Below are 18305 nucleotides of genomic sequence, written 5' to 3'. Positions count from 1 at the left end.
CGGAAGAGTCCACCGGCCAGGAAAGACTATCGGGAGTGCGGCTCACCAGCCATTTCGGCGATTCGGGTGAGACGCGCGACCGTCTCCTGCCAGCCGGATGACGGCTCCCAGACGTTGCTGCTCGACGGCCGCAGGCCGACCTGCCCGTCGATGCCCTCCCGCAGGATGTCGGCCTGGCCCGCGTGCCTGGTGACGTCGCCCAGGACGTGCACCAGCACCTCGCCCAAGGTGGTGTCGCCGCGCTCGCCCCACCACTCGACGTGGCCGGGCGCCTCGAGCGGCAGCGCCTCGATCACAGCGTCGACGACCTCTGCCACGCGCCGGTAGAGCGCGAGCAGGTCGGCGGCGCTCTCCTCGGCGGTGGCGTACAGGTCGGCGATCGGGTCGGCGTCGTAGTCGAGGTCGGGGATGACGATCGGAGAGGGCTGCGAGAAGCACGTCACGAAGTAGCCGTGCTCGATGTAGGCGCAGTGCTTCACGAGGCCGAGCAGGTTGGTGCCCGTCGGGGTGCGGGGGAGCCGCAGGTCGCGCTCGCTGAGCCCCTCGCATTTCCACAGCAGCCCCTCGCGTGCGGCGCGCAGGTGTCTCAGCAGCCTGTTCTTGAGGTCGGCCATCAGATGCTGAGGCCGAGCCGGTCCAGCAGCGGCTGCAGCAGCGGGTCGCGCCCGCGGAAGCGGCGGTAGGTCTCCATCGGGTCGACCGACCCTCCGGGCGCGAGCAGCGTGCGCCGGAAGTGGTCGCCGGACTCGCGGACCGGGCCCTCCCGGTCGTCGAACCAGCCGACGGCGTCGGCGTCCATCACCTTCGCCCAGGCGTAGCCGTAGTAGCTGGCCGCGTAGCCGCCTCCCCAGATGTGCGCGAAGTACTGCGAGCGGTAGCGCGGCGGGACGAGCGGGTCGACCAGGCCGAACCGCTCAAGGGCCGCGCGCTCGAAGCCCTCCACCTCGTCGGCGGCGGTGGGCAGGTCCTCCAGCGCGGTGGTGTGCCACACCAGGTCGAGCAGCGATGAGATCTCGGTCTCCGCGGTGGCGTAGCCCTGACCGAACCGGCTCGCCTCCTCCAGCCGGGCGACCCACTCGGCCGGGAGCACCCGGTCGGGTGTCCACGCCCAGTGCTCGTTGACCTGGCTGGGGAACTCCACGAAGTCGCGCGGGGTGTTGGTGCCCGAACGCGACGCGTAGCGGCTGTCCGCGAGCAGGCCGTGCAGCGCGTGGCCGAACTCGTGGAACATCGTGATGACGCCGTCCCACGTGATCGCCGTGGTGGTGCGCGTGTAGTTGCAGTTGTTGGTGACCACCGGCAGCGTGGCGTCCCTGGTGGACTGGTCGACCAGGTTGCTCATCCATGCGCCGCCGTTCTTGGTCGGGCGGGCCCAGAAGTCCATCACGAACAGGCCGATCACGGCGCCGTCGGCGTCGTGGACCTCGAAGCATTGCGACTCCGGCGCGTGGCCGACGAGGTCGGCGCGGGGGTGGAACGTGAGGCCGTACAGCTCCTCGGCGGCCGCGTAGACGGCGGCGAGCACCGTGTCGACCTGCAGGAACTCGCCGAGCTCCGCCTCGTCGAAGTCGTAGCGCTCGCGGCGCAGGATCGCCTCGACGTAGCTCCAGTCGGCTGCAGTGAACTGGGCACCTGGGGTCAGCTCGGCGTAACGCGCGGCCAGTTCGGCGCCCTCCTCGCGGGCCTTCGCCAGCCCGGCCTGCGCGAGCGGGACCAGCATCTCGAGGATCGCGTCGACGGTCTTCGCGCAGCCCGACTCCGCGACAAGCGCCGCGTGGTTCGGGTAGCCCAGCAGGGCGGCCCGCTCGGCGCGGGCCCGTGCGGTGGCGACGACCAGGTCGCGGGTGTCGAACTCGCCGTCGAGGGCGCGCCCCGTTGAGGCGGCAAGCAGGCGGGCCCGGACATCGGCGTCGGTCAGCTTCGCCGCGAGGGGCTGCTGCGTGGTGTTGACCAGGTCGATGCGGTAGGTTTCCCCGACGCGAAGCGCCTGGACCTCCTCGTCGCTGAGGCCCGCCAGTTCCTCCGCGGAGACCTCGAAGCCGCCCGCGTTCCTGGCGCCGCGGTTCAGCGTCTCGAAGCGGCTCGACAGCTCGGCGAGCGTGCGGTTCAGTTCGCGGAGCCGGTCCTGCTGCGCGTCGTCGAGTTCGACGCCCGCGCGCCGGAACTCGCGCAGCGTCTCGTCGAGGGCGTAGCGGTCCTGCTCGTCGGCCTCGACCTCGCCCGCCGCGATGCGGGCCTCGAGGGCGCGGAGCCGCCCGTACAGCCCGCGGTCGAGGTAGATGGCATCGTTGTGTGCGGCGAAGCGGGGCGCGAACTCCTCGTCGATGGCGTCGAGTTCGTCGTTGGTGTTCGAGGCGCGCACGGCGAAGAAGGCGTGCAGGCTGCGGCGCAGGTCGGCCTCCGCATCCTCCCAGGCGCCGAGCACGTTCTCGACGGTCGGCTCGGCCTCGTCGTCGCGCAGCCGGGCCAGCCCCTCCAGGTGTGCCGTCATCGACGCGTCCATCGCGTCGCGGTAGTCGGCTGGGGTGGCTGAGGCGAAGTCGGGCAGCGTGAAGGGAAGCTGGCGCGTCAGCACTGGGTTGGTCGTCATGCGGGCTCCTGGCGGATGGGACGCGGCCGGTCGGCCGCGGGCAGCCACCACCCTATTGGTTGTCGGCTCCCGGTGCAGGACGGTGCGGAGCCAGGCCTCAGTTGGCCCCGACGGTCGCGGCGGGGGCGTCCTGGGCATCGCGGACGCGGCCAGCGGGCGTGCAGGCGAACAGCAGCCAGGCGGCGGCCGCCGTCAGCAGCGTGAGCCCCACCATGTGCAGCGCGACGATGGCAGGGGGAAGGCCGAGGAAGTACTGCAGGTAGCCGATCGCGCCCTGCAGGACGATGGTGCCGAGCAGCACGCCAGCGATCCGCGTCAGGCGGCGGTTGCCGCGCACCGCGAGGAGCGTGACGACCACCAGGGCGACGGTGATCCAGGCGGAGATGCCGTGCAGTTTCGCGACTGTCTCGATGTCGAAGCCGGTGCGCACCGCCTTCTCGTCGCCGGCGTTGGGCCCGGAGCCGGTCACGATGGTGCCGACCCAGGTGGCCAGCATCGTCGCGGCGAAGGTGGCGATCACCAGCCAGCGCTGCGGCGGGGAGACGGCCTCGGGCGCGGAGCGGTAGCCGATCAGCACGGACCACACGCACAGCACGATCAGCGCGACCGAGAGGAGCAGGTGCAGCGCCACCACGAAGGGGTTCAGGTGCGTGAGCACAGTGATGCCGCCGATGACGCCCTGGAAGGGGATGCCGATGCCGATCCCGAGCGTCAGCCACCACAGCTTGGTGCGGAGGCCGCGGTTGCGCCAGGCGGCGATGAAGGCGCCGAGCGCCGCGATGATCAGCACGAAGGTGAGGGTGCGGTTGCCGAACTCGATGATGCCGTGGATGCCGGAGGCGCCGTGCGGCACGTAGCTCTCCTCGGTGCACTTGGGCCAGGTGGAGCAGCCGAGCCCTGATCCGGTGAGTCGCACCACGGCGCCGGTCACGATGATGCCCATGTTGCAGATCAGCGAGCCGATCAGCCAGGCGCGCAGCGCGCGTTCGCCGTCGACCAGTTTCCGCAGGCCCGCCAGGAGCTTGGTCATGAGGTCCACTTGAACACCTTCCACGCGAGCGCGAGGGCGCCGATCAGCCAGAGCGCGGACACCAGTACCGGCCAGCCTAAGGCCTGGCCCTGGGAGGCGGCCCGGAGCGCCTCACCGAGGGCGCCGGTGGGGAGCCCCTGCACGATCCGCGCGGCCCAGTCGGGGAACCGGTCGGCGGGCAGCAGGATCCCCAGCGGCATGCCGACGAGGTAGGCCAGGTTGGCGACCGCGAGGGTCGCCTCCGGGCGCAGCGACCCGGAGATCGCCAGCGCCAGGCCGGCGAAGGCGCCCATCGACAGCACCGAGACGAGCAGCGCCACCAGAAGAGCGGCGGGGGAGAAGACGGGGCGCCAGCCAAGCGCAAGCGCGATGACCGCGAGCAGGGCCACCTGGCATGCCGTGATCAGCGCGATGCCGAGCCCTTTGCCCGCGAGGATGCCTGGCCGACCCAGCGGGGTCGCGGCGAGCCGTTCCAGGACGTTGTAGCGGCGCTCGAAGCCCGTCGCGATCGCCAGCGTCGTCAGGCCGGAGCTCCACATCGCGAGCGCGAGCACCGACGGCGCGCTCTGCTGCAGCCCGAGGCCGAGCCGGTCGCCGAAGAACGCGGCGCCCACGAGGACGGCGACGGGGATCACCACCGCGAGAAGCGCCTGCTCGCCGTTGCGCAGGATCAGGGTCGCCTCCATCCTGGCCTGCGCCCAGATCCTGGTCAGCGGCGGCGCGGCGGCGGGGCGGGGCGTGAAGTCGAGGCTCATCGCGGGTCTCCCGAGGTGTAGCGGAGGTAGGCGTCCTCCAACGACCCGTCGACGGCGAGTTCCTCTGCGGTGCCGCTCGCGCGGACCGCGCCGTGGTCGATGATGTGGACCCTGTCGGCCAGTGAGGCCGCCTCCGCCATGTCGTGGGTGGTCAGCAGCACCGCGACGCCGGAGTCGCGCAGGCTGCGCACCACGTCCCACGTCAGCCGCCTTGCGCGCGGGTCGAGCCCGGCCGTCGGCTCGTCGAGGAAGACGAGCGCCGGACGACCGACGAGGGCGCCGGCCAGGTTCACGGCCTGCTGCTGGCCCCCGAGAGCCTGCGGTAGGGCGTCGCCTCGAAGGCGCCGATGCCGAGCAGAGCGATGAGGTCGTCGACGGGCTGTGGTTCGGCGTAGAGGCGCGCCAGATAACGGAGCAGTTCGCCCGCGCGCACACCGGACCAGGCGCCGGTCGACTGGGGCATCAGCCCGATCTTCGGCAGCACCGCCGCGCTGCCCGGCTCGTCGCCCAGGATCGTCAGCGTGCCGGAGGCGGGCCGGGCGAGCCCGGTGCAGCAGCGGATGAAGGTGGTCTTGCCCGCCCCGTTGGGCCCGAGCAGCGCCGTGACCTGGCCGGACTCCGCGGTCAACGTCAGCCCGTCGAGGGCGCGGAGGCTGCCGAACGTGACGACGAGATCGTTGGATTGGAGGGCAGGCACCCGGTCAGCCTAGCCGCGTTCGCTGAGGGCTCCCCACCCGCGCCCGGGGTTAGGCAAACCTTGCTTGAATCCTGAAGGAGAATTGGCAAGACTGGCGTAAGCTAATTGGGGCCTTGGGGATTCCTTGGCCGCGCGGTGGGAGGTGAACCTGGATGACCGCTCCAACTGAGCTTGAGGCCGAGGTCCCGACCCGGCAACGAGTCGTCGACCTCATCCTGCACGACGGTCCCCAGACCGCCCGGCAACTCGCCGAACGCCTTGACCTGACGCCCGCCGCGATCCGCCGCCACCTCACGGGGCTGCTGGACGAGGGCATCCTCACCTCGCGCGAGGAACGCGTCTACGGTGCCCGAGGCCGCGGCAGGCCGTCGAAGGTCTTCGTGCTCACCGACGCGGGCCGCGCCGAGTTCCGGCAGGCCTACGACGCGCTGGCCATCGCCGCGCTGCGTCGGCTGTCCGGGGAGGTCGGCCCGAACGCCGTGCGTGAACTCTCCGTCGAACAGTTCGCCTGCATCGAGGAACGCTTCCTGCGCTCCCGCGAGGCCAACCCGGAGCAGAGCACCATCGAGGCGCTCGTCCAGGCGCTCGAGGTCGACGGGTATGCCCCCTCGGTTCGCCCGGTGCACTCCGGCAACCAGTTGCTGCAGCACCACTGCCCGGTCGCGCACGTCGCGGCCGCCTTCCCCGTGCTCTGCGAGGTCGAGACCCAACTGTTCGCCCGGCTGCTCGGCAGCCACGTGCAGCGGCTCGCGACCATCGCCCACGGCGACGGCGTGTGCACCACGCACGTCCCCACACCACTTCCCACTCCCAACATCCCGAAAAGAAAGTGACGGATACGGATATGACGCAGACCGCACCGCAGGCACCCGGATTGGGTGCAACGCAGGACGAACACATCGAGGCGCTCTCCAGCTACAAGTGGGGGTGGCACGACACCGACACCGCGGGCGCCGCGGCCAAGCGCGGCCTCAACGAGGCCGTCGTCGCCAACATCTCCGAGATGAAGGACGAGCCCCAGTGGATGCTCGACCTGCGCCTCAAGGGCCTGAAGCTCTTCGAAAAGAAGCCCATGCCGAAGTGGGGCGCCGACCTCAGCGACATCGACTTCGACAACATCAAGTACTTTGTGCGCTCCACCGAGAAGCAGGCCCAGACCTGGGAGGACCTCCCGGAGGACATCAAGAACACCTACGACCGGCTCGGCATCCCCGAGGCGGAGAAGGCGCGCCTCGTCGCGGGCGTCGCCGCCCAGTACGAGTCCGAGGTCGTCTACCACAAGATCAACGAGGAGCTCGAGCGTCAGGGCGTCATCTTCCTCGACACAGACACCGCGCTGCGTGAGCACCCGGAGATCTTCCAGGAGCACTTCGGCACCGTCATCCCCGTCGGCGACAACAAGTTCGCGTCGCTGAACACCGCCGTCTGGTCGGGTGGCTCGTTCATCTACGTCCCCAAGGGCGTCCACGTGTCGATCCCGTTGCAGGCCTACTTCCGCATCAACACGGAGAACATGGGCCAGTTCGAGCGCACGTTGATCATCGCCGACGAGGACTCCTACGTGCACTACGTCGAGGGCTGCACCGCGCCGATCTACAAGTCGGACTCGCTGCACTCCGCCGTCGTCGAGATCATCGTCAAGAAGAACGCCCGGGTGCGCTACACGACCATCCAGAACTGGTCCAACAACGTGTACAACCTGGTCACCAAGCGCGCCACCTGCGAGGCGGGCGCCACGATGGAATGGGTCGACGGCAACATCGGCTCCAAGGTGACCATGAAGTACCCGGCCGTCTACCTGATGGGCGACCACGCCCGCGGCGAGACCCTCTCGATCGCCTTCGCGGGCGAGGGCCAGCACCAGGACACCGGCTCCAAGATGGTCCACTGCGCGCCCAACACGTCCAGCTCGATCATCTCGAAGTCGGTCGCCCGCTCCGGCGGACGCGCGTCCTACCGCGGCCTCGTCCAGGTCGACCCGGGCGCCAACCACTCGGCATCGTCGGTCAAGTGTGACGCGCTGCTCGTCGACAACGTGTCGCGCTCCGACACCTACCCCTACGTCGACGTCCGCGAAGAGGACGTGTCGATGGCCCACGAGGCCACCGTGTCGAAGGTCTCCGAGGACCAGCTCTTCTACCTGATGTCGCGCGGCATGGAGGAGGACGAGGCCATGGCCATGATCGTGCGCGGCTTCATCGAGCCGATCGCCCGCGAGCTGCCCATGGAGTACGCCCTCGAGCTGAACCGCCTCATCGAACTGCAGATGGAGGGTGCGGTCGGCTGATCGTCGAGACCGCGCCCACCCACGAAATTTCCTGAGAAAGAGACAGTTGATTTGACTACTGCAACCGTGCCCAATGTCGCCGGCGCGATCGAGACCATCGAGTCGCACCTGCACCCGGAGCCGAGCTACGACGTCGATAAGCACCCCATGCCGACCGGCCGTGAGGAGATCTGGCGGTTCTCGCCGATCCGCACGCTGAAGCCGCTGCTGCAGCAGGGCGAGGCCCTCGGCGGCCTCGACTGGAGCGGCGAGTTCCCCGACGGCGTCGAGTGGAAGACCATCACCGCCGCAGAGGCGCGCGAGGTCGCCATCGAGCCCCCCGTCGACCGGATCTCGGCCATCGCAGCCGAGCGCAGCGCACAGGCCCACTACCTGCGCGTGCCCGCCGACGTCGAGATCGACGAGCCCATCGTGTTCATCGGACGCGGCGACGGCGCCCAGGTCGCCGAGACCTTCGTCGCCGAGTTCGGCCCGCACAGCAAGGCGACGCTCGTCCTTCGCTTCGAGGGCTCCGCCAAGTACTCCGCGAAGTACGACTTCCGGATCGGGGCAGGCGCCCAGATCAATCTCGTCTACGTCAACGACTGGGCGGGCGACAGCATCCACGGCGGGCAGATCTCCGTCGAGGTCGGCCGCGACGCGCAGGTCCGCACCGTGCACGCCTCGATGGGTGGCCGCGCCATCCGCATCGCCGAGCGCGCCCGCTACAACGGCCCCGGCGGACAGCTCGAACAGTTCGGCATCTACTTCGCCGACGCAGGTCAGGACATCGAGCACCGCATGTTCGTCGACCACAACGAGCCCAACACCAAGTCGAACGTCGACTACCGCGGCGCGCTGCAGGGCAAGGGCGCGCACTCCGTCTGGATCGGCGACGTGCTGATCCGCAAGCAGGCGCTCGGCATCGAGACCTACGAGAGCAACAAGAACCTGGTGCTCTCCGAGGGCTGCCAGGCCGACTCGGTCCCAAACCTCGAGATCGAGACCGGCGAGATCGCCGGCGCGGGCCACGCGTCCAGCACCGGCCGCTTCGACGACAACCAGCTCTTCTACCTGATGAGCCGCGGCATCTCGGAGGAGGAGTCGCGCCGGCTGATCGTGCACGGCTTCTTCAACGACATCATCCGCCGCGTCGGCGTCGAGCACATCGAGCGCAAGCTCCTGGAGCAGGTCGAGCGTGAACTGGCGCTGGTCCACGGCACCACCCGGACGGCGGATCACGCGTGACCTTCGTTCCCGTCGCCACGACCGACGAGCTCAGAGACGACATCCCCCTGGCCTGCGAGGTCCCCGAGACGGGATCCGGCCGGGAGGATGACGGCGAGCTCGAGGTCGCGCTGGTGCGCCACGAGGGCGTCCTGTACGCCATCGAGAACGAGTGCAGCCACGCGAAGGTGCCGCTCAGCGAGGGCGACGTGATCGACTGCACCATCGAGTGCTACCTGCACGGGTCGACCTTCGACCTGCGCACCGGAAAGGCCCTGAACCTGCCCGCGACCAAGCCGGTGCGGGTGTTCCCCGTCCGGATCGAGGGAGACGACATCCTCGTCGATCCCGACAACCCACTGAATTTTGAAGAAAACTAGGAGTACAGACACATGACCACGCTCGTCATCAAGGACCTGCACGGCGACGTCATCACCGAAGAGGGCAACAAGGAAATCCTCAAGGGCGTCAACCTCACGATCAACTCCGGCGAGGTGCACGCCATCATGGGCCCCAACGGCTCGGGCAAGTCGACGCTGGCCTACGCCATCGCCGGCCACCCCAAGTACGTCATCACCTCCGGCTCCGTCACCCTTGACGGCGTCGAGATCACCGACATGACCGTCGACGAGCGCGCCCGCGCCGGCCTGTTCCTGGCCATGCAGTACCCCGTCGAGGTCCCCGGCGTCTCCGTCGCCAACTTCCTGCGCACCGCAAAGACCGCGCTCGACGGCGAGGCCCCCAAGGTCCGCACCTGGGTCAAGGACGTCGAGAAGGTCCTCGCTGGCATGGACCTCGACAAGTCCTTCGCCGCACGCTCCGTCAACGAGGGCTTCTCCGGTGGCGAGAAGAAGCGCAACGAGATCGCCCAGCTCGAGCTCCTCAACCCGAAGGCCGCGATCCTCGACGAGACCGACTCCGGCCTCGACATCGACGCGCTGAAGGTCGTCTCCGAGGGCGTCAACCGCTACTCCGAGCAGGGAGACCGCGCGGTGCTGCTGATCACGCACTACACCCGCATCCTGCGCTACATCAAGCCCGACTTCGTGCACGTGTTCGTCGACGGCCGGATCGTCGATGAGGGCGGCCGCGAGCTGGCGGACAAGCTCGAGGCCAACGGCTACGAATCCTATGTGAAGGCCGCCGCCAACGCCTGACGCTTGGGATTGTCCGATCCCCGCGCCGATGCATCCCACCTGGCTGCGTTCACGTCGGTCGCTGGGCCATCGCTTGAAGGTGACCGATCTCCGGCCCTATGCATCCCGTCTCGCTGCGTTCTCCTTCCTCGGCGGGCGTCAGCCCTGCCTCGGTCGTCGGCCTTGCGAGACGGGCGCCTAGGGCCGGAGCTCTCGCGATGACTGGCTCGGGTTGGTGGGGTCCCGGCACAGCGCTTCGCTCGTGCCTGGTCTCGCTGCCTGACGTGGTGAGGGGCGGCGGGACGGCGCGGGCGATAATTGAACCAAGGCCCTCGGGCCAATCAACCAGGAGGTGATGAGCGTGTACGACGTCGAAAAGATCCGCGAGGACTTCCCGATCCTGCAGCGCAGGGTGGGGGAGCAGCCGCTGGTGTACCTCGACTCGGCCAACACCTCGCAGAAGCCGCGCCAGGTCGTCGAGGCCGTCGAGCGGCACTACCTCGAGCACAACGCCAACGTCGCCCGCGCCATGCACCTGCTCGGCGCCGAGGCGACCGAGGCGTTCGAGGGCGCGCGGGCGAAGGTCGGATCGTTCATCGGGGCTGCGCGGGCCGAGGAGATCGTGTTCACCAAGAACGCGTCCGAGGCGCTCAACCTGGCGGCCAACACCCTCTCGTCCCGGCTTGGCCCGGGCGACGAGGTGGTCATCTCCGTCATGGAGCACCACTCCAACATCGTGCCCTGGCAGATGGCCTGCCAGCGCACCGGGGCGACGCTGCGCTGGTTCGACATCACAGACGACGGCCGCCTCGACCTGGAGAAGGCCGAACGCGAGCACCTCCTCAACGAGCGCACCAAGGTCGTGTCGCTGACCTGGGTCTCCAACGTGCTCGGCACCCGCAACCCGATCGCCGACATCGCCGCGAAGGCGCACGCCGTCGGGGCCGTGATGGTCGTCGACGCGTCCCAGGCCGTCCCGCACCAGGCAACCGACGTCGCCGCGCTCGGCGCCGACCTCGTCGCGTTCACCGGCCACAAGATGGTCGGGCCCACCGGCATCGGCGTGCTCTGGGGGCGCTACGACCTGCTCGCGGAGCTTCCGCCCTTCCTCGGCGGCGGCGAGATGATCGAGATCGTCGAGATGGAGAAGTCGACCTACGCGGCACCTCCCGCACGCTTCGAGGCGGGCACCCCGCCGATCGCGCAGGCCGTCGGGCTCGGCGCGGCAGTCGACTACCTGCAGGGCATCGGCATGGACGAGATCGCCGCGCACGACGACGAACTGACCGGCTATGCCCTCGACAAGCTCACCTCCATCGACGACCTCGTCGTCCTCGGCCCAACCGAGGCCGTGGAACGCGGCAGCGCCATCTCGTTCAACCTCAAGGGCGTCCACCCGCACGACGTGATGCAGGTCCTCGACTCCCGGGGCGTCGCCATCCGCGGTGGCCACCACTGCGCCCGCCCGTTACACAAGCGGCTCGGTCATCAGAGTTCGACGCGCGCGTCCAGCTACCTGTACACCACCAAGACGGAGATCGACGCGCTGGCCGACGCGCTCGTCTACACCCGCAACTACTTCGCCCCGCGCTTCTGAGGAGGGCAATGAACATCGACGAGCTCTACCAGACGATCATCCTCGACCACTACCGGGAGAAGCACCACGCGGGGCTCCGCGAGCCGTACGAGGCAGAGGTGCATCACGTCAACCCGTCCTGCGGGGACGAACTGACCCTCCGCGTGCACCTCGACGGCGACACCGTCTCCGACATCTCCTACCACGCCGAAGGCTGCTCGATCTCGCAGGCCTCCACCTCGGTGATGGGGGACCTGCTGATCGGCGGCAGCGTCGACCACGCCCTCGCCCTGCACGACAAGTTTCTCGAGATGATGCAGTCCCAGGGCAGGATCGAACCAGACGAGGACACCTTCGAGGACGCCATCGCGTTCGCCGGGGTCTCCAAGTTCCCGGCCCGCGTCAAGTGCGCACTCCTGGGGTGGTCAGCCATGCGCGACGCCACCCTGCAAGCAACCACCAAGGAGAACTGATGTACAACCACGAGCAGCGCCCGAGCGACCTCGTCAAGGACGAGCTGCCCGACGTCGACCTCAGCCCCAACCCGCCCTCCGTGGTGCCCGCTGAGGACGAGATCCTCGAGGCCATGAAGGACGTCGTCGACCCCGAACTGATGGTCAACGTCGTCGACCTCGGCCTCGTCTACGGCGTCCAGGTCGATGACGAGGGCAACGTCACCATCGACATGACGCTGACCTCCCCGACCTGCCCCCTGACCGACAAGATCGAGTACGACACCAAGTACGTGCTCGACGGGCTCGCGAACTCCGTGACCCTCAACTGGGTCTGGCTGCCGCCGTGGACCCTCGAGATGATCTCCGAGGACGGGCGCGAGCAACTTCGAGCCATCGGCTACAACCTGTAGCAGTCGGTGCCGGCGACCCGTCGATCGCGGGTCGCCAACCCGGGAGCCGGGCGTCCCCAGGGCCATCGGACGAGGGGCCAGTTCCTGATCCTGGCACGCCGCCACGACTAGCGTGACACGACCCCTTCCCGGCACTGCGGAGCTAGGCTGGAGGCTCAGACCTACAGGAGGCGACGATGCCGAATCTGACCACGCCTGACGGCGTCCGACTGCACTACACCGACACCGGCGGCGACGGCCGACCGCTGGTGCTGATCCACGGCTGGCCGCTGTCTGGTGCCTCTTTCGCCAAGAACGTGCCCGCATTCACCGACGCCGGGTACCGCGTCATCACCTATGACCGGCGAGGATTCGGGGAGTCGGACAAGCCTGAGGGCGGCTACGACTACGACACGCTCGCCTCCGACGCGGCGTCGCTGATCGAGCAACTCGACCTGCACGGAGCAGCGGTGCTTGGCTTCTCGATGGGCGGCGGCGAGGCCGCGCACCTGGCCGGACGGCACAACCCGCGTATCGCGGGCGCGATCTTCTCCGGAGCCATCACCCCGGCACTCGGCATCTTCGACGACAACCCCGACGGCGCCATGCCGTTCTCGGCCTTCGAGGACATGTCGCGTGCCTGCGAGACGGACCGCGACGGCTTCCTCGACTCCTTCATCACGACGTTCTACAGCACCGAGGAGGGCGGGCTCCAGGTCAGCGAAGCCGTCCGCCGCGAGTCCCTCGACATCGCGCACCAGTCCTCGGAGAGGGCGGCGGTGCAGACCATCCTGATCTGGGCGACCGACCTGCGCGACTTCGTCGAGACCATCGAGGTGCCGACGCTGGTGATCCACGGCGACGCCGACCAGAACGTGCCCGTCGAGAAGTCCGCGGAGCGGATGCCCCGCTATGTGGCGCATGCCAAGCTCGCGATCATCGAGGGCGCCCCGCACGGCGCCAACGTGTCGCACCACGTGCAGTGGGAGTCCTCGATCCTCGACTTCCTGGAGACCCTCGATGAGGGAGTAGCCTTCGCCGGGTGAAGAGAACCGGGCTGGACAGCGGCATCGCCGCCTACCTGTTGTGGGGACTCTTCCCGCTGTACTTCCTGCTCTTCACCCGCTCTGGTGCGCTGGAGGTGGTCGCCTACCGCGCCGCCTGGTCGCTCGCGTTCTGCCTGCTGCTGCTCGCGGTGCTGCGCAAGATGGGCGACCTGCGCGCCATCTGGCGCGACCGCAGGACGGCCCTCTCGCTTGCGGTCGCAGGCGTCCTGATCGCGACGAACTGGACCATCTACGTCTACGGCGTCGCCACCGGTCGCACCCTCGACGCGGCGCTCGGCTACTTCATCAACCCGCTCGCCGTTGCTCTGCTCGGCGTCGTGGTGCTGCGCGAACGGCTCCGCCCCGGCCAGTGGGTGGCCCTGAGTTTCGGCGCGGTCGCCGTCGTGGTGCTGATCCTCGGCTACGGCCAGGTGCCGTTCATCGCGCTCGGCCTCGCGCTCAGCTTCGGCACCTACTCGCTCGTGAAGAAGCTCGCGGGCCGCTCCGTCGCGCCGGCTCCCGGGCTCGCGTTCGAGACGGGAGCGGTGCTCCCGCTCGCCCTCGGCTACCTGTTCTACCTCGGGGTCACCGGCCAGTCGACGGTGCCGCCGCTTTCCGGATACTGGTTCCTGATGGCGACCACCGGAATCGTGACGGCAGTCCCGCTGCTGCTGTTCGCGGACGCGGCCCGGAAGGTGTCGATGGTGACGCTCGGCATGCTGCAGTACATCGCGCCCGTCGGCCAGTTCCTGCTCGGCTGGCTGGTGTTCCGGGAGCCGATGCCCGCCAGCAGATGGGCGGGCTTCGCTCTGGTGTGGGTGGCCATCGCCGCCTTCGCCGTCGACGCGATCCTGGTCAGTCGTCGAGGAGGCCCCAGCGGTAGGCGAGCAGGCGAGGCCTGCCCGGTTCAGCCGGTCGAAGCGGCTCAGCAGGGCCGACACACACTCCCTGACCGACGACGCCGCCAGGCCAAGGGTGCTGCCGATCTCCGAGTTGGTGTGCCCCTGCCCGACCAATGCGAGCATCGTCCGATCCTCGGGCGTCAACGCGGCGGGGGCGTCGGTGCGGGTCAGGAGTTGTCGGAGCAGGGTCCCCATCAGCTTGGGGGAGACCAGCGCATCGCCGTTATGTGCCGACCTGATCGCCCTGGCGATCAGCCCGGGGCTGTCCGTCTTCAGGAGGAACCCCGCGGCGCCCTCCTCGATGGCCTGGGCAAGGGTCCGGTCGTCGGCGAGCGCCGTGAAGCAGACCACGCTTGCGCCAAGCCGCGACGCCACGTGGCGGATCACCTCGAGGCCCTCGACGGAGGGCAGGTGAACGTCGACGAGCACCACGTCTGGGGAGAGGGACTCTGCCAGGGTGAGCGCCTCGCGGCCGTCCGAGGCGACGCCGACCAGGTCGATGTCCTCAAGGGGCGCGAGGTAGCGATCGACGGCCCGACGCGCCAACTCGTCGCCCTCGACCAGCAGGACCCTGATGGGTCGACACGCGGCAGGCATGCGAGGAGTCTAGCCATGCCTGGCTTGGCCAAAAGGGTGGATGCCGCCTATCGAGTCTCAGGCGATCGTGTGGCGGTCCAGCAGCGCTTCCTCGCGGCTCTCGTACCCCGGCGGGAGCGTCACGGTGAGCGTCCACACCCCGTCCTCGAACGTCACCGAGCACCTGCCCTTCAGCAGCGCAGCGCGCTCCTGGACGCCGAGCAGCCCGAGGCCTGCGGGCCTCGGCGTGCGCGTCGTCAGGTTCGAGTAGGTCGCACGGACGTGACCGTCCACCTCGGCGATCCGGATCGAACACTTTGAGCCGGGCACTCCGTGGCGGATCATGTTCGTCACGGCCTCGACGGTGATCTTGGCGATCGTGGTCGCCCGCGCCGCGCTCATGTGGCGCTGCTCGAGTCGCACGTCGGCGTGCAGACCCGCGGCGCAGAGCCTCTGGCGTTGCTGCTCCACAGCGCCCGCGAGGTGCTCATCGTCGATCAGGAGGCCCCGGTCGGGATCGAGACTCTGGCCCTCGCGCAGCGTCGAGAGCAACTGGCGCAGGTCCTGTGCCGCGGAACTGCACTCGCCCGCGATCCGCTCCAACTGGTCGCGCACCGCTGGCTGCAGGTCCGGCTCTCCGAGCGCCATGTGCGCTCGCATCGCGGCGTGCGAGAGGCTCTGGGCGACCGAGTCGTGCAGGTCCCGCGCCAACGCGAGCCGGCGCGCCTCGGAGCGCTGCTCCGCCAGTTCGCGCTCCTGACGCACCCGCAGCACGGCACCGCGCCACAGGTTCGCGCCGCCGACCGTCAGCACGAGGGAGACGCAGTACAGCGCGGCAGATGCCGCCATCTGGCCCCACACCGTCGGCGCGTGGAAGACGAGCAGCAGGAACGCCACGACCGCGAGGCCCGTCGCGATGGGCACCCAGTGCCGGTACCTGATCCGGACGGCGGCGAAGATCCCGGTGAGCGCGGCGAAGCCGGACATGCCCGTCTCGGCAGGCGCGCCCGCGAACTGGCCGAGGAGCCCAACCGCGAGCAGCGCCACCCCAATGGCGGGGCGGTACCCGGAGAGGCCCGCTCCCAGGCAGGCGAGCACGTCCAGCACCCACAGGAAGGCGGGGCGCGGACCGTCGGCCGCGATCGTGCTGACCTGCAGCGCGAAGACCGACAGCGCGAGTGTCGGCTCGAACCAGCCGGATCTGGCATACAGGGGGCGCCGGGCTTCTGTGCTCACGAGCATCCCCCTCACATCCGTTGCGTTGGCCCATCTTCCAACCCCTGCGGGCCAGTTCAGGTCACCTTCGCGGCACGAGGCCCCATTCGTGGGCCCGGGCGGCAAGCGCCGCCCTGTTCCTCACGGCCAGGCGCCTCAGCAGCCGGCTGACGTAGGTCTTGACGGTGGTGGTCGCCAGGAACATCTCCTCGGCGATCTCGGCATTGCTGCGCCCCTGCCCGATCAGCATCAGCAGTCGCCGATCGGTCTCGGAGAGCGTTCCTGGCGGCTCCGCGCGGTTCGCGCGCGACGTCAACAGCGCCGTCACCAGCTTCGGGGAGACCAACGCCTCCCCGTTAGCCGCGCTGCGGATGCCGTGCAGGATCAGGCCGACGCTGTCGGACTTCAGCAGGAAGCCGTCGGCGCCCGCCTCGATGGCTCGCACCATCATCTGATCGTCGCCGAGCGCGGTGAAGCACAACACCTTGACGCTCAATGGAGGGGCCGTGAGGCGCCGCGTCACCTCGATGCCGTCGATCCCCGGAAGGTGGATGTCGACCACGGCGACGTCGGGTCGCACCGAGCGGGCCAGGTCGACGGCGGCGATCCCGTCTCCAGCCACGCCGACCAGTTCCAGGTCGGGGGTGCGGGCAAGGTAGGCCGCAACCGCCTCCTGAGCCAGGGGGTCGTCTTCGGCGAGAAGAACGCGGATCGTCGGCTCCATGGCGCACACGATAGCCCTGTGGGGCGGACCTCACCCGTCGGGGTGGCCTGGCGACGCGGCAGTTTTGGCTAATCGCGCCAGGAGCGACAGACTAGGTCGGTGCTACAGGTCAAGGACATCGAGGTGCGGGCAGGCGCCCGCTTGCTGCTTTCGCCTGTCAGTTTTCAGGTGATCCCGGGCGACCGGATCGGCCTCGTCGGCCGCAACGGCGCAGGGAAGACGACCCTGACGCGGATCCTGTCCGGCGAGTCCCAGCCCGCCGCAGGCACCGTCAACCGCACCGGCCAACTCGGCTACCTGCCGCAGGACCCCCGCTCCGGTGACCCCGAACAGATCGCCCGCGACCGCATCCTCGGCGCCCGCGGCCTCGACCAGGCCATCCGCCGGATGCGGCGCACCGAGGAGACCATGGCCAGCGCCGACGGCGCCGAACGCGACGAGGCCATGTCGGCATACACCCGCGCCGAGGCCGCCTTCCTCGCCGCGGGAGGCTACGCGGCGGAGTCGGAGGCCGCGCGGATCGCGTCGAACCTCGGCCTGCCCGACCGGGTGCTCGGCCAGCCCCTCAAGACGCTCTCCGGTGGCCAGCGGCGCCGCATCGAACTGGCAAGGATCCTGTTCTCCGACGCCGACACGCTCCTGCTCGATGAGCCGACCAACCACCTCGACGCCGACTCCATCGTGTGGCTGCGCAGCTACCTGCAGGGCTTCGCGGGCGGGCTGATCATCATCTCCCACGACACGGCGCTGCTCGAGGCCGTCGTCAACAAGGTCTTCCACCTCGACGCGAACCGCTCCGAAATGGACGTCTACTCGATGGACTGGAAGCGGTACCTGCTGCAGCGCGAGACCGACGAGAAGCGCCGCAAGCGCGAACTGGTCAACGCGGAACGCAAGGCCGCCCAGTTGATGGCGCAGGCGGACAAGATGCGCGCGAAGGCCACGAAGGCCGTCGCGGCGCAGAACATGGCCAAACGGGCCGAGCGACTGCTCGCGGGCGTCGAGGGGGAGCGCGCCGTCGACCAGGTCGCCAAGATCCGCTTCCCCGACCCGGCACCCTCCGGCAAGACGCCCGTGCGGGGATTCGAGCTCAGCAAGTCCTACGGCTCGCTCGAGGTGTTCACCGCGGTCGATCTCGCGGTCGACCGAGGCTCGAAGGTCGTCATTCTCGGCCTGAACGGCGCGGGAAAGACCACCATGCTGCGCGTCCTCTACGGCATCGAGGAGCCGACTGCCGGCCGGGTCGAACTCGGCCACGGCGCGCGCGTCGGGTACTACGCGCAGGAACACGAGACCCTCGACGTCGACCGGTCCGTGCTCGCCAACATGGTCTCGGCCTCGCCCAACCTCAACGACACCGACGTGCGCAAGGTGCTCGGCTCGTTCCTGTTCACGGGCGATGACGTCGACAAGCCGGCCAGGGTGCTCTCCGGCGGCGAGAAGACGCGCCTTTCGCTTGCCATGCTCGTCGTCTCCGCCGCCAACGTGCTGCTGCTCGACGAGCCGACCAACAACCTCGACCCCGCGTCGCGGGCCGAGGTGCTCAGCGCGCTGCGCACCTATGCGGGCGCCGTCGTGCTCGTCACGCACGACCCGGGGGCCGTCGAGGCGCTGCATCCGGACCGGGTGCTTGTGCTGCCGGACGGCGTCGAGGACCTCTGGTCCGAGGACTACGCGGATCTGATCGACCTGGCTTGACGCAGGTCAAGGCGGTTCACGCC

Annotated in this window: 16 protein-coding genes and 3 pseudogenes; 11 read left to right on the top strand and 8 right to left on the bottom strand. The window is 69.2% G+C overall.

The window, feature by feature from the left end:
* Positions 1-26: 26 nt before the first annotated feature.
* From BW730_RS07395 to BW730_RS07375, 5 genes and pseudogenes are all read right to left on the bottom strand, one after another.
* The gene (locus BW730_RS07395; RefSeq protein ID WP_077685686.1) at positions 27-614 is read right to left on the bottom strand and encodes a DinB family protein; all 588 of its coding nucleotides are present in this window, start codon (positions 612-614) and stop codon (positions 27-29) included.
* Positions 614-2590, bottom strand: coding sequence for a M3 family metallopeptidase (locus BW730_RS07390; protein WP_077685685.1), 1977 nt, complete (start codon positions 2588-2590; stop codon positions 614-616). The genes BW730_RS07395 and BW730_RS07390 overlap by 1 nt, the downstream gene beginning before the upstream one ends.
* Before the next feature lie 97 nt (positions 2591-2687).
* Positions 2688-3590, bottom strand: a complete 903-nt coding sequence (locus tag BW730_RS07385; RefSeq protein ID WP_418082047.1) for a COX15/CtaA family protein — start codon at positions 3588-3590, stop codon at positions 2688-2690.
* Positions 3591-3616: 26 nt separating this feature from the next.
* On the bottom strand, positions 3617-4375 hold the full coding sequence (locus BW730_RS07380; protein WP_077685684.1) for an ABC transporter permease: 759 nt from the start codon (positions 4373-4375) through the stop codon (positions 3617-3619).
* Positions 4372-5072 (bottom strand): annotated as a pseudogene (locus tag BW730_RS07375) (ABC transporter ATP-binding protein). The gene BW730_RS07380 and the pseudogene BW730_RS07375 overlap by 4 nt, the downstream one beginning before the upstream one ends.
* Positions 5073-5224: 152 nt before the next feature.
* Between BW730_RS07375 and BW730_RS07370 the strand changes: the two are divergent.
* The 10 genes and pseudogenes from BW730_RS07370 to rarD all read left to right on the top strand — a co-directional run.
* Positions 5225-5905 carry a helix-turn-helix transcriptional regulator gene (locus BW730_RS07370; protein WP_077685683.1) on the top strand — a complete coding sequence of 227 codons (681 nt, stop codon included), beginning with the start codon at positions 5225-5227 and terminating at the stop codon, positions 5903-5905.
* 11 nt (positions 5906-5916) lie between these two features.
* Positions 5917-7359 carry a Fe-S cluster assembly protein SufB gene (gene sufB / locus BW730_RS07365; RefSeq protein ID WP_077685682.1) on the top strand — a complete coding sequence of 481 codons (1443 nt, stop codon included), beginning with the start codon at positions 5917-5919 and terminating at the stop codon, positions 7357-7359.
* Between the two features lie 66 nt (positions 7360-7425).
* Entirely contained in the window at positions 7426-8586 is a 1161-nt protein-coding gene (locus tag BW730_RS07360; RefSeq protein WP_226997132.1) for a SufB/SufD family protein, read from the top strand.
* Positions 8583-8945: a Rieske (2Fe-2S) protein gene (locus BW730_RS07355; protein ID WP_077685681.1), complete on the top strand. Its 363-nt coding sequence runs from the start codon at positions 8583-8585 to the stop codon at positions 8943-8945. The genes BW730_RS07360 and BW730_RS07355 overlap by 4 nt, the downstream gene beginning before the upstream one ends.
* A gap of 12 nt (positions 8946-8957) precedes the next feature.
* Positions 8958-9722: a Fe-S cluster assembly ATPase SufC gene (sufC, locus tag BW730_RS07350; protein WP_077685680.1), complete on the top strand. Its 765-nt coding sequence runs from the start codon at positions 8958-8960 to the stop codon at positions 9720-9722.
* A 334-nt stretch (positions 9723-10056) separates the two neighbouring features.
* Complete coding sequence (locus tag BW730_RS07345) at positions 10057-11298, top strand: cysteine desulfurase (protein ID WP_077685679.1); 1242 nt, start codon at positions 10057-10059, stop codon at positions 11296-11298.
* A gap of 8 nt (positions 11299-11306) precedes the next feature.
* Entirely contained in the window at positions 11307-11750 is a 444-nt protein-coding gene (gene sufU / locus BW730_RS07340; protein ID WP_077685678.1) for a Fe-S cluster assembly sulfur transfer protein SufU, read from the top strand.
* A gap of 113 nt (positions 11751-11863) precedes the next feature.
* Positions 11864-12142: a metal-sulfur cluster assembly factor gene (locus tag BW730_RS07335; protein ID WP_237268029.1), complete on the top strand. Its 279-nt coding sequence runs from the start codon at positions 11864-11866 to the stop codon at positions 12140-12142.
* Positions 12143-12318: 176 nt separating this feature from the next.
* Complete coding sequence (locus BW730_RS07330; protein ID WP_077685676.1) at positions 12319-13167, top strand: alpha/beta fold hydrolase; 849 nt, start codon at positions 12319-12321, stop codon at positions 13165-13167.
* Positions 13164-13937 (top strand): annotated as a pseudogene (rarD, locus tag BW730_RS20325) (EamA family transporter RarD); the annotation flags it as partial. The gene BW730_RS07330 and the pseudogene rarD, both read left to right, overlap by 4 nt.
* A 432-nt stretch (positions 13938-14369) precedes the next feature.
* On the opposite strand, the pseudogene BW730_RS20320 reads toward rarD, so the two are convergent.
* The 3 genes and pseudogenes from BW730_RS20320 to BW730_RS07310 all read right to left on the bottom strand — a co-directional run.
* Positions 14370-14666 (bottom strand): annotated as a pseudogene (locus BW730_RS20320) (response regulator); the annotation flags it as partial.
* A gap of 57 nt (positions 14667-14723) precedes the next feature.
* Positions 14724-15881, bottom strand: a complete 1158-nt coding sequence (locus BW730_RS20315; RefSeq protein WP_158522522.1) for a sensor histidine kinase — start codon at positions 15879-15881, stop codon at positions 14724-14726.
* Positions 15882-15942: 61 nt separating this feature from the next.
* The gene (locus tag BW730_RS07310) at positions 15943-16584 is read right to left on the bottom strand and encodes a response regulator transcription factor (protein ID WP_077685674.1); all 642 of its coding nucleotides are present in this window, start codon (positions 16582-16584) and stop codon (positions 15943-15945) included.
* Between the two features lie 99 nt (positions 16585-16683).
* Here BW730_RS07310 and BW730_RS07305 point away from each other — a divergent pair, with 99 nt between their 5' ends.
* Positions 16684-18282 carry an ABC-F family ATP-binding cassette domain-containing protein gene (locus BW730_RS07305; RefSeq protein WP_077685673.1) on the top strand — a complete coding sequence of 533 codons (1599 nt, stop codon included), beginning with the start codon at positions 16684-16686 and terminating at the stop codon, positions 18280-18282.
* The last annotated feature ends 23 nt before the right edge of the window (positions 18283-18305 follow it).

The sequence above is a fragment of the Tessaracoccus aquimaris genome, from assembly GCF_001997345.1.
Classification (GTDB): domain Bacteria; phylum Actinomycetota; class Actinomycetes; order Propionibacteriales; family Propionibacteriaceae; genus Arachnia; species Arachnia aquimaris.
The sequence above is the reverse complement of the archived record's forward strand: the minus strand, read 5'-3'. Positions and strand labels throughout refer to the sequence as shown.

Excerpts from the sequence above, each read along its gene's own strand:
- BW730_RS07380 (WP_077685684.1), bottom strand. The coding sequence starts at position 4,375 with ATGAGCCTCGACTTCACGCCCCGCCCCGCCGCCGCGCCGCCGCTGACC.
- BW730_RS07390 (WP_077685685.1), bottom strand. The coding sequence starts at position 2,590 with ATGACGACCAACCCAGTGCTGACGCGCCAGCTTCCCTTCACGCTGCCC.
- BW730_RS07335 (WP_237268029.1), top strand. The coding sequence starts at position 11,864 with ATGAAGGACGTCGTCGACCCCGAACTGATGGTCAACGTCGTCGACCTC.
- BW730_RS07370 (WP_077685683.1), top strand. The coding sequence starts at position 5,225 with ATGACCGCTCCAACTGAGCTTGAGGCCGAGGTCCCGACCCGGCAACGA.
- sufB (WP_077685682.1), top strand. The coding sequence starts at position 5,917 with ATGACGCAGACCGCACCGCAGGCACCCGGATTGGGTGCAACGCAGGAC.
- sufU (WP_077685678.1), top strand. The coding sequence starts at position 11,307 with ATGAACATCGACGAGCTCTACCAGACGATCATCCTCGACCACTACCGG.
- sufC (WP_077685680.1), top strand. The coding sequence starts at position 8,958 with ATGACCACGCTCGTCATCAAGGACCTGCACGGCGACGTCATCACCGAA.
- BW730_RS07310 (WP_077685674.1), bottom strand. The coding sequence starts at position 16,584 with ATGGAGCCGACGATCCGCGTTCTTCTCGCCGAAGACGACCCCCTGGCT.
- BW730_RS07345 (WP_077685679.1), top strand. The coding sequence starts at position 10,057 with ATGAGCGTGTACGACGTCGAAAAGATCCGCGAGGACTTCCCGATCCTG.
- BW730_RS07330 (WP_077685676.1), top strand. The coding sequence starts at position 12,319 with ATGCCGAATCTGACCACGCCTGACGGCGTCCGACTGCACTACACCGAC.
- BW730_RS07395 (WP_077685686.1), bottom strand. The coding sequence starts at position 614 with ATGGCCGACCTCAAGAACAGGCTGCTGAGACACCTGCGCGCCGCACGC.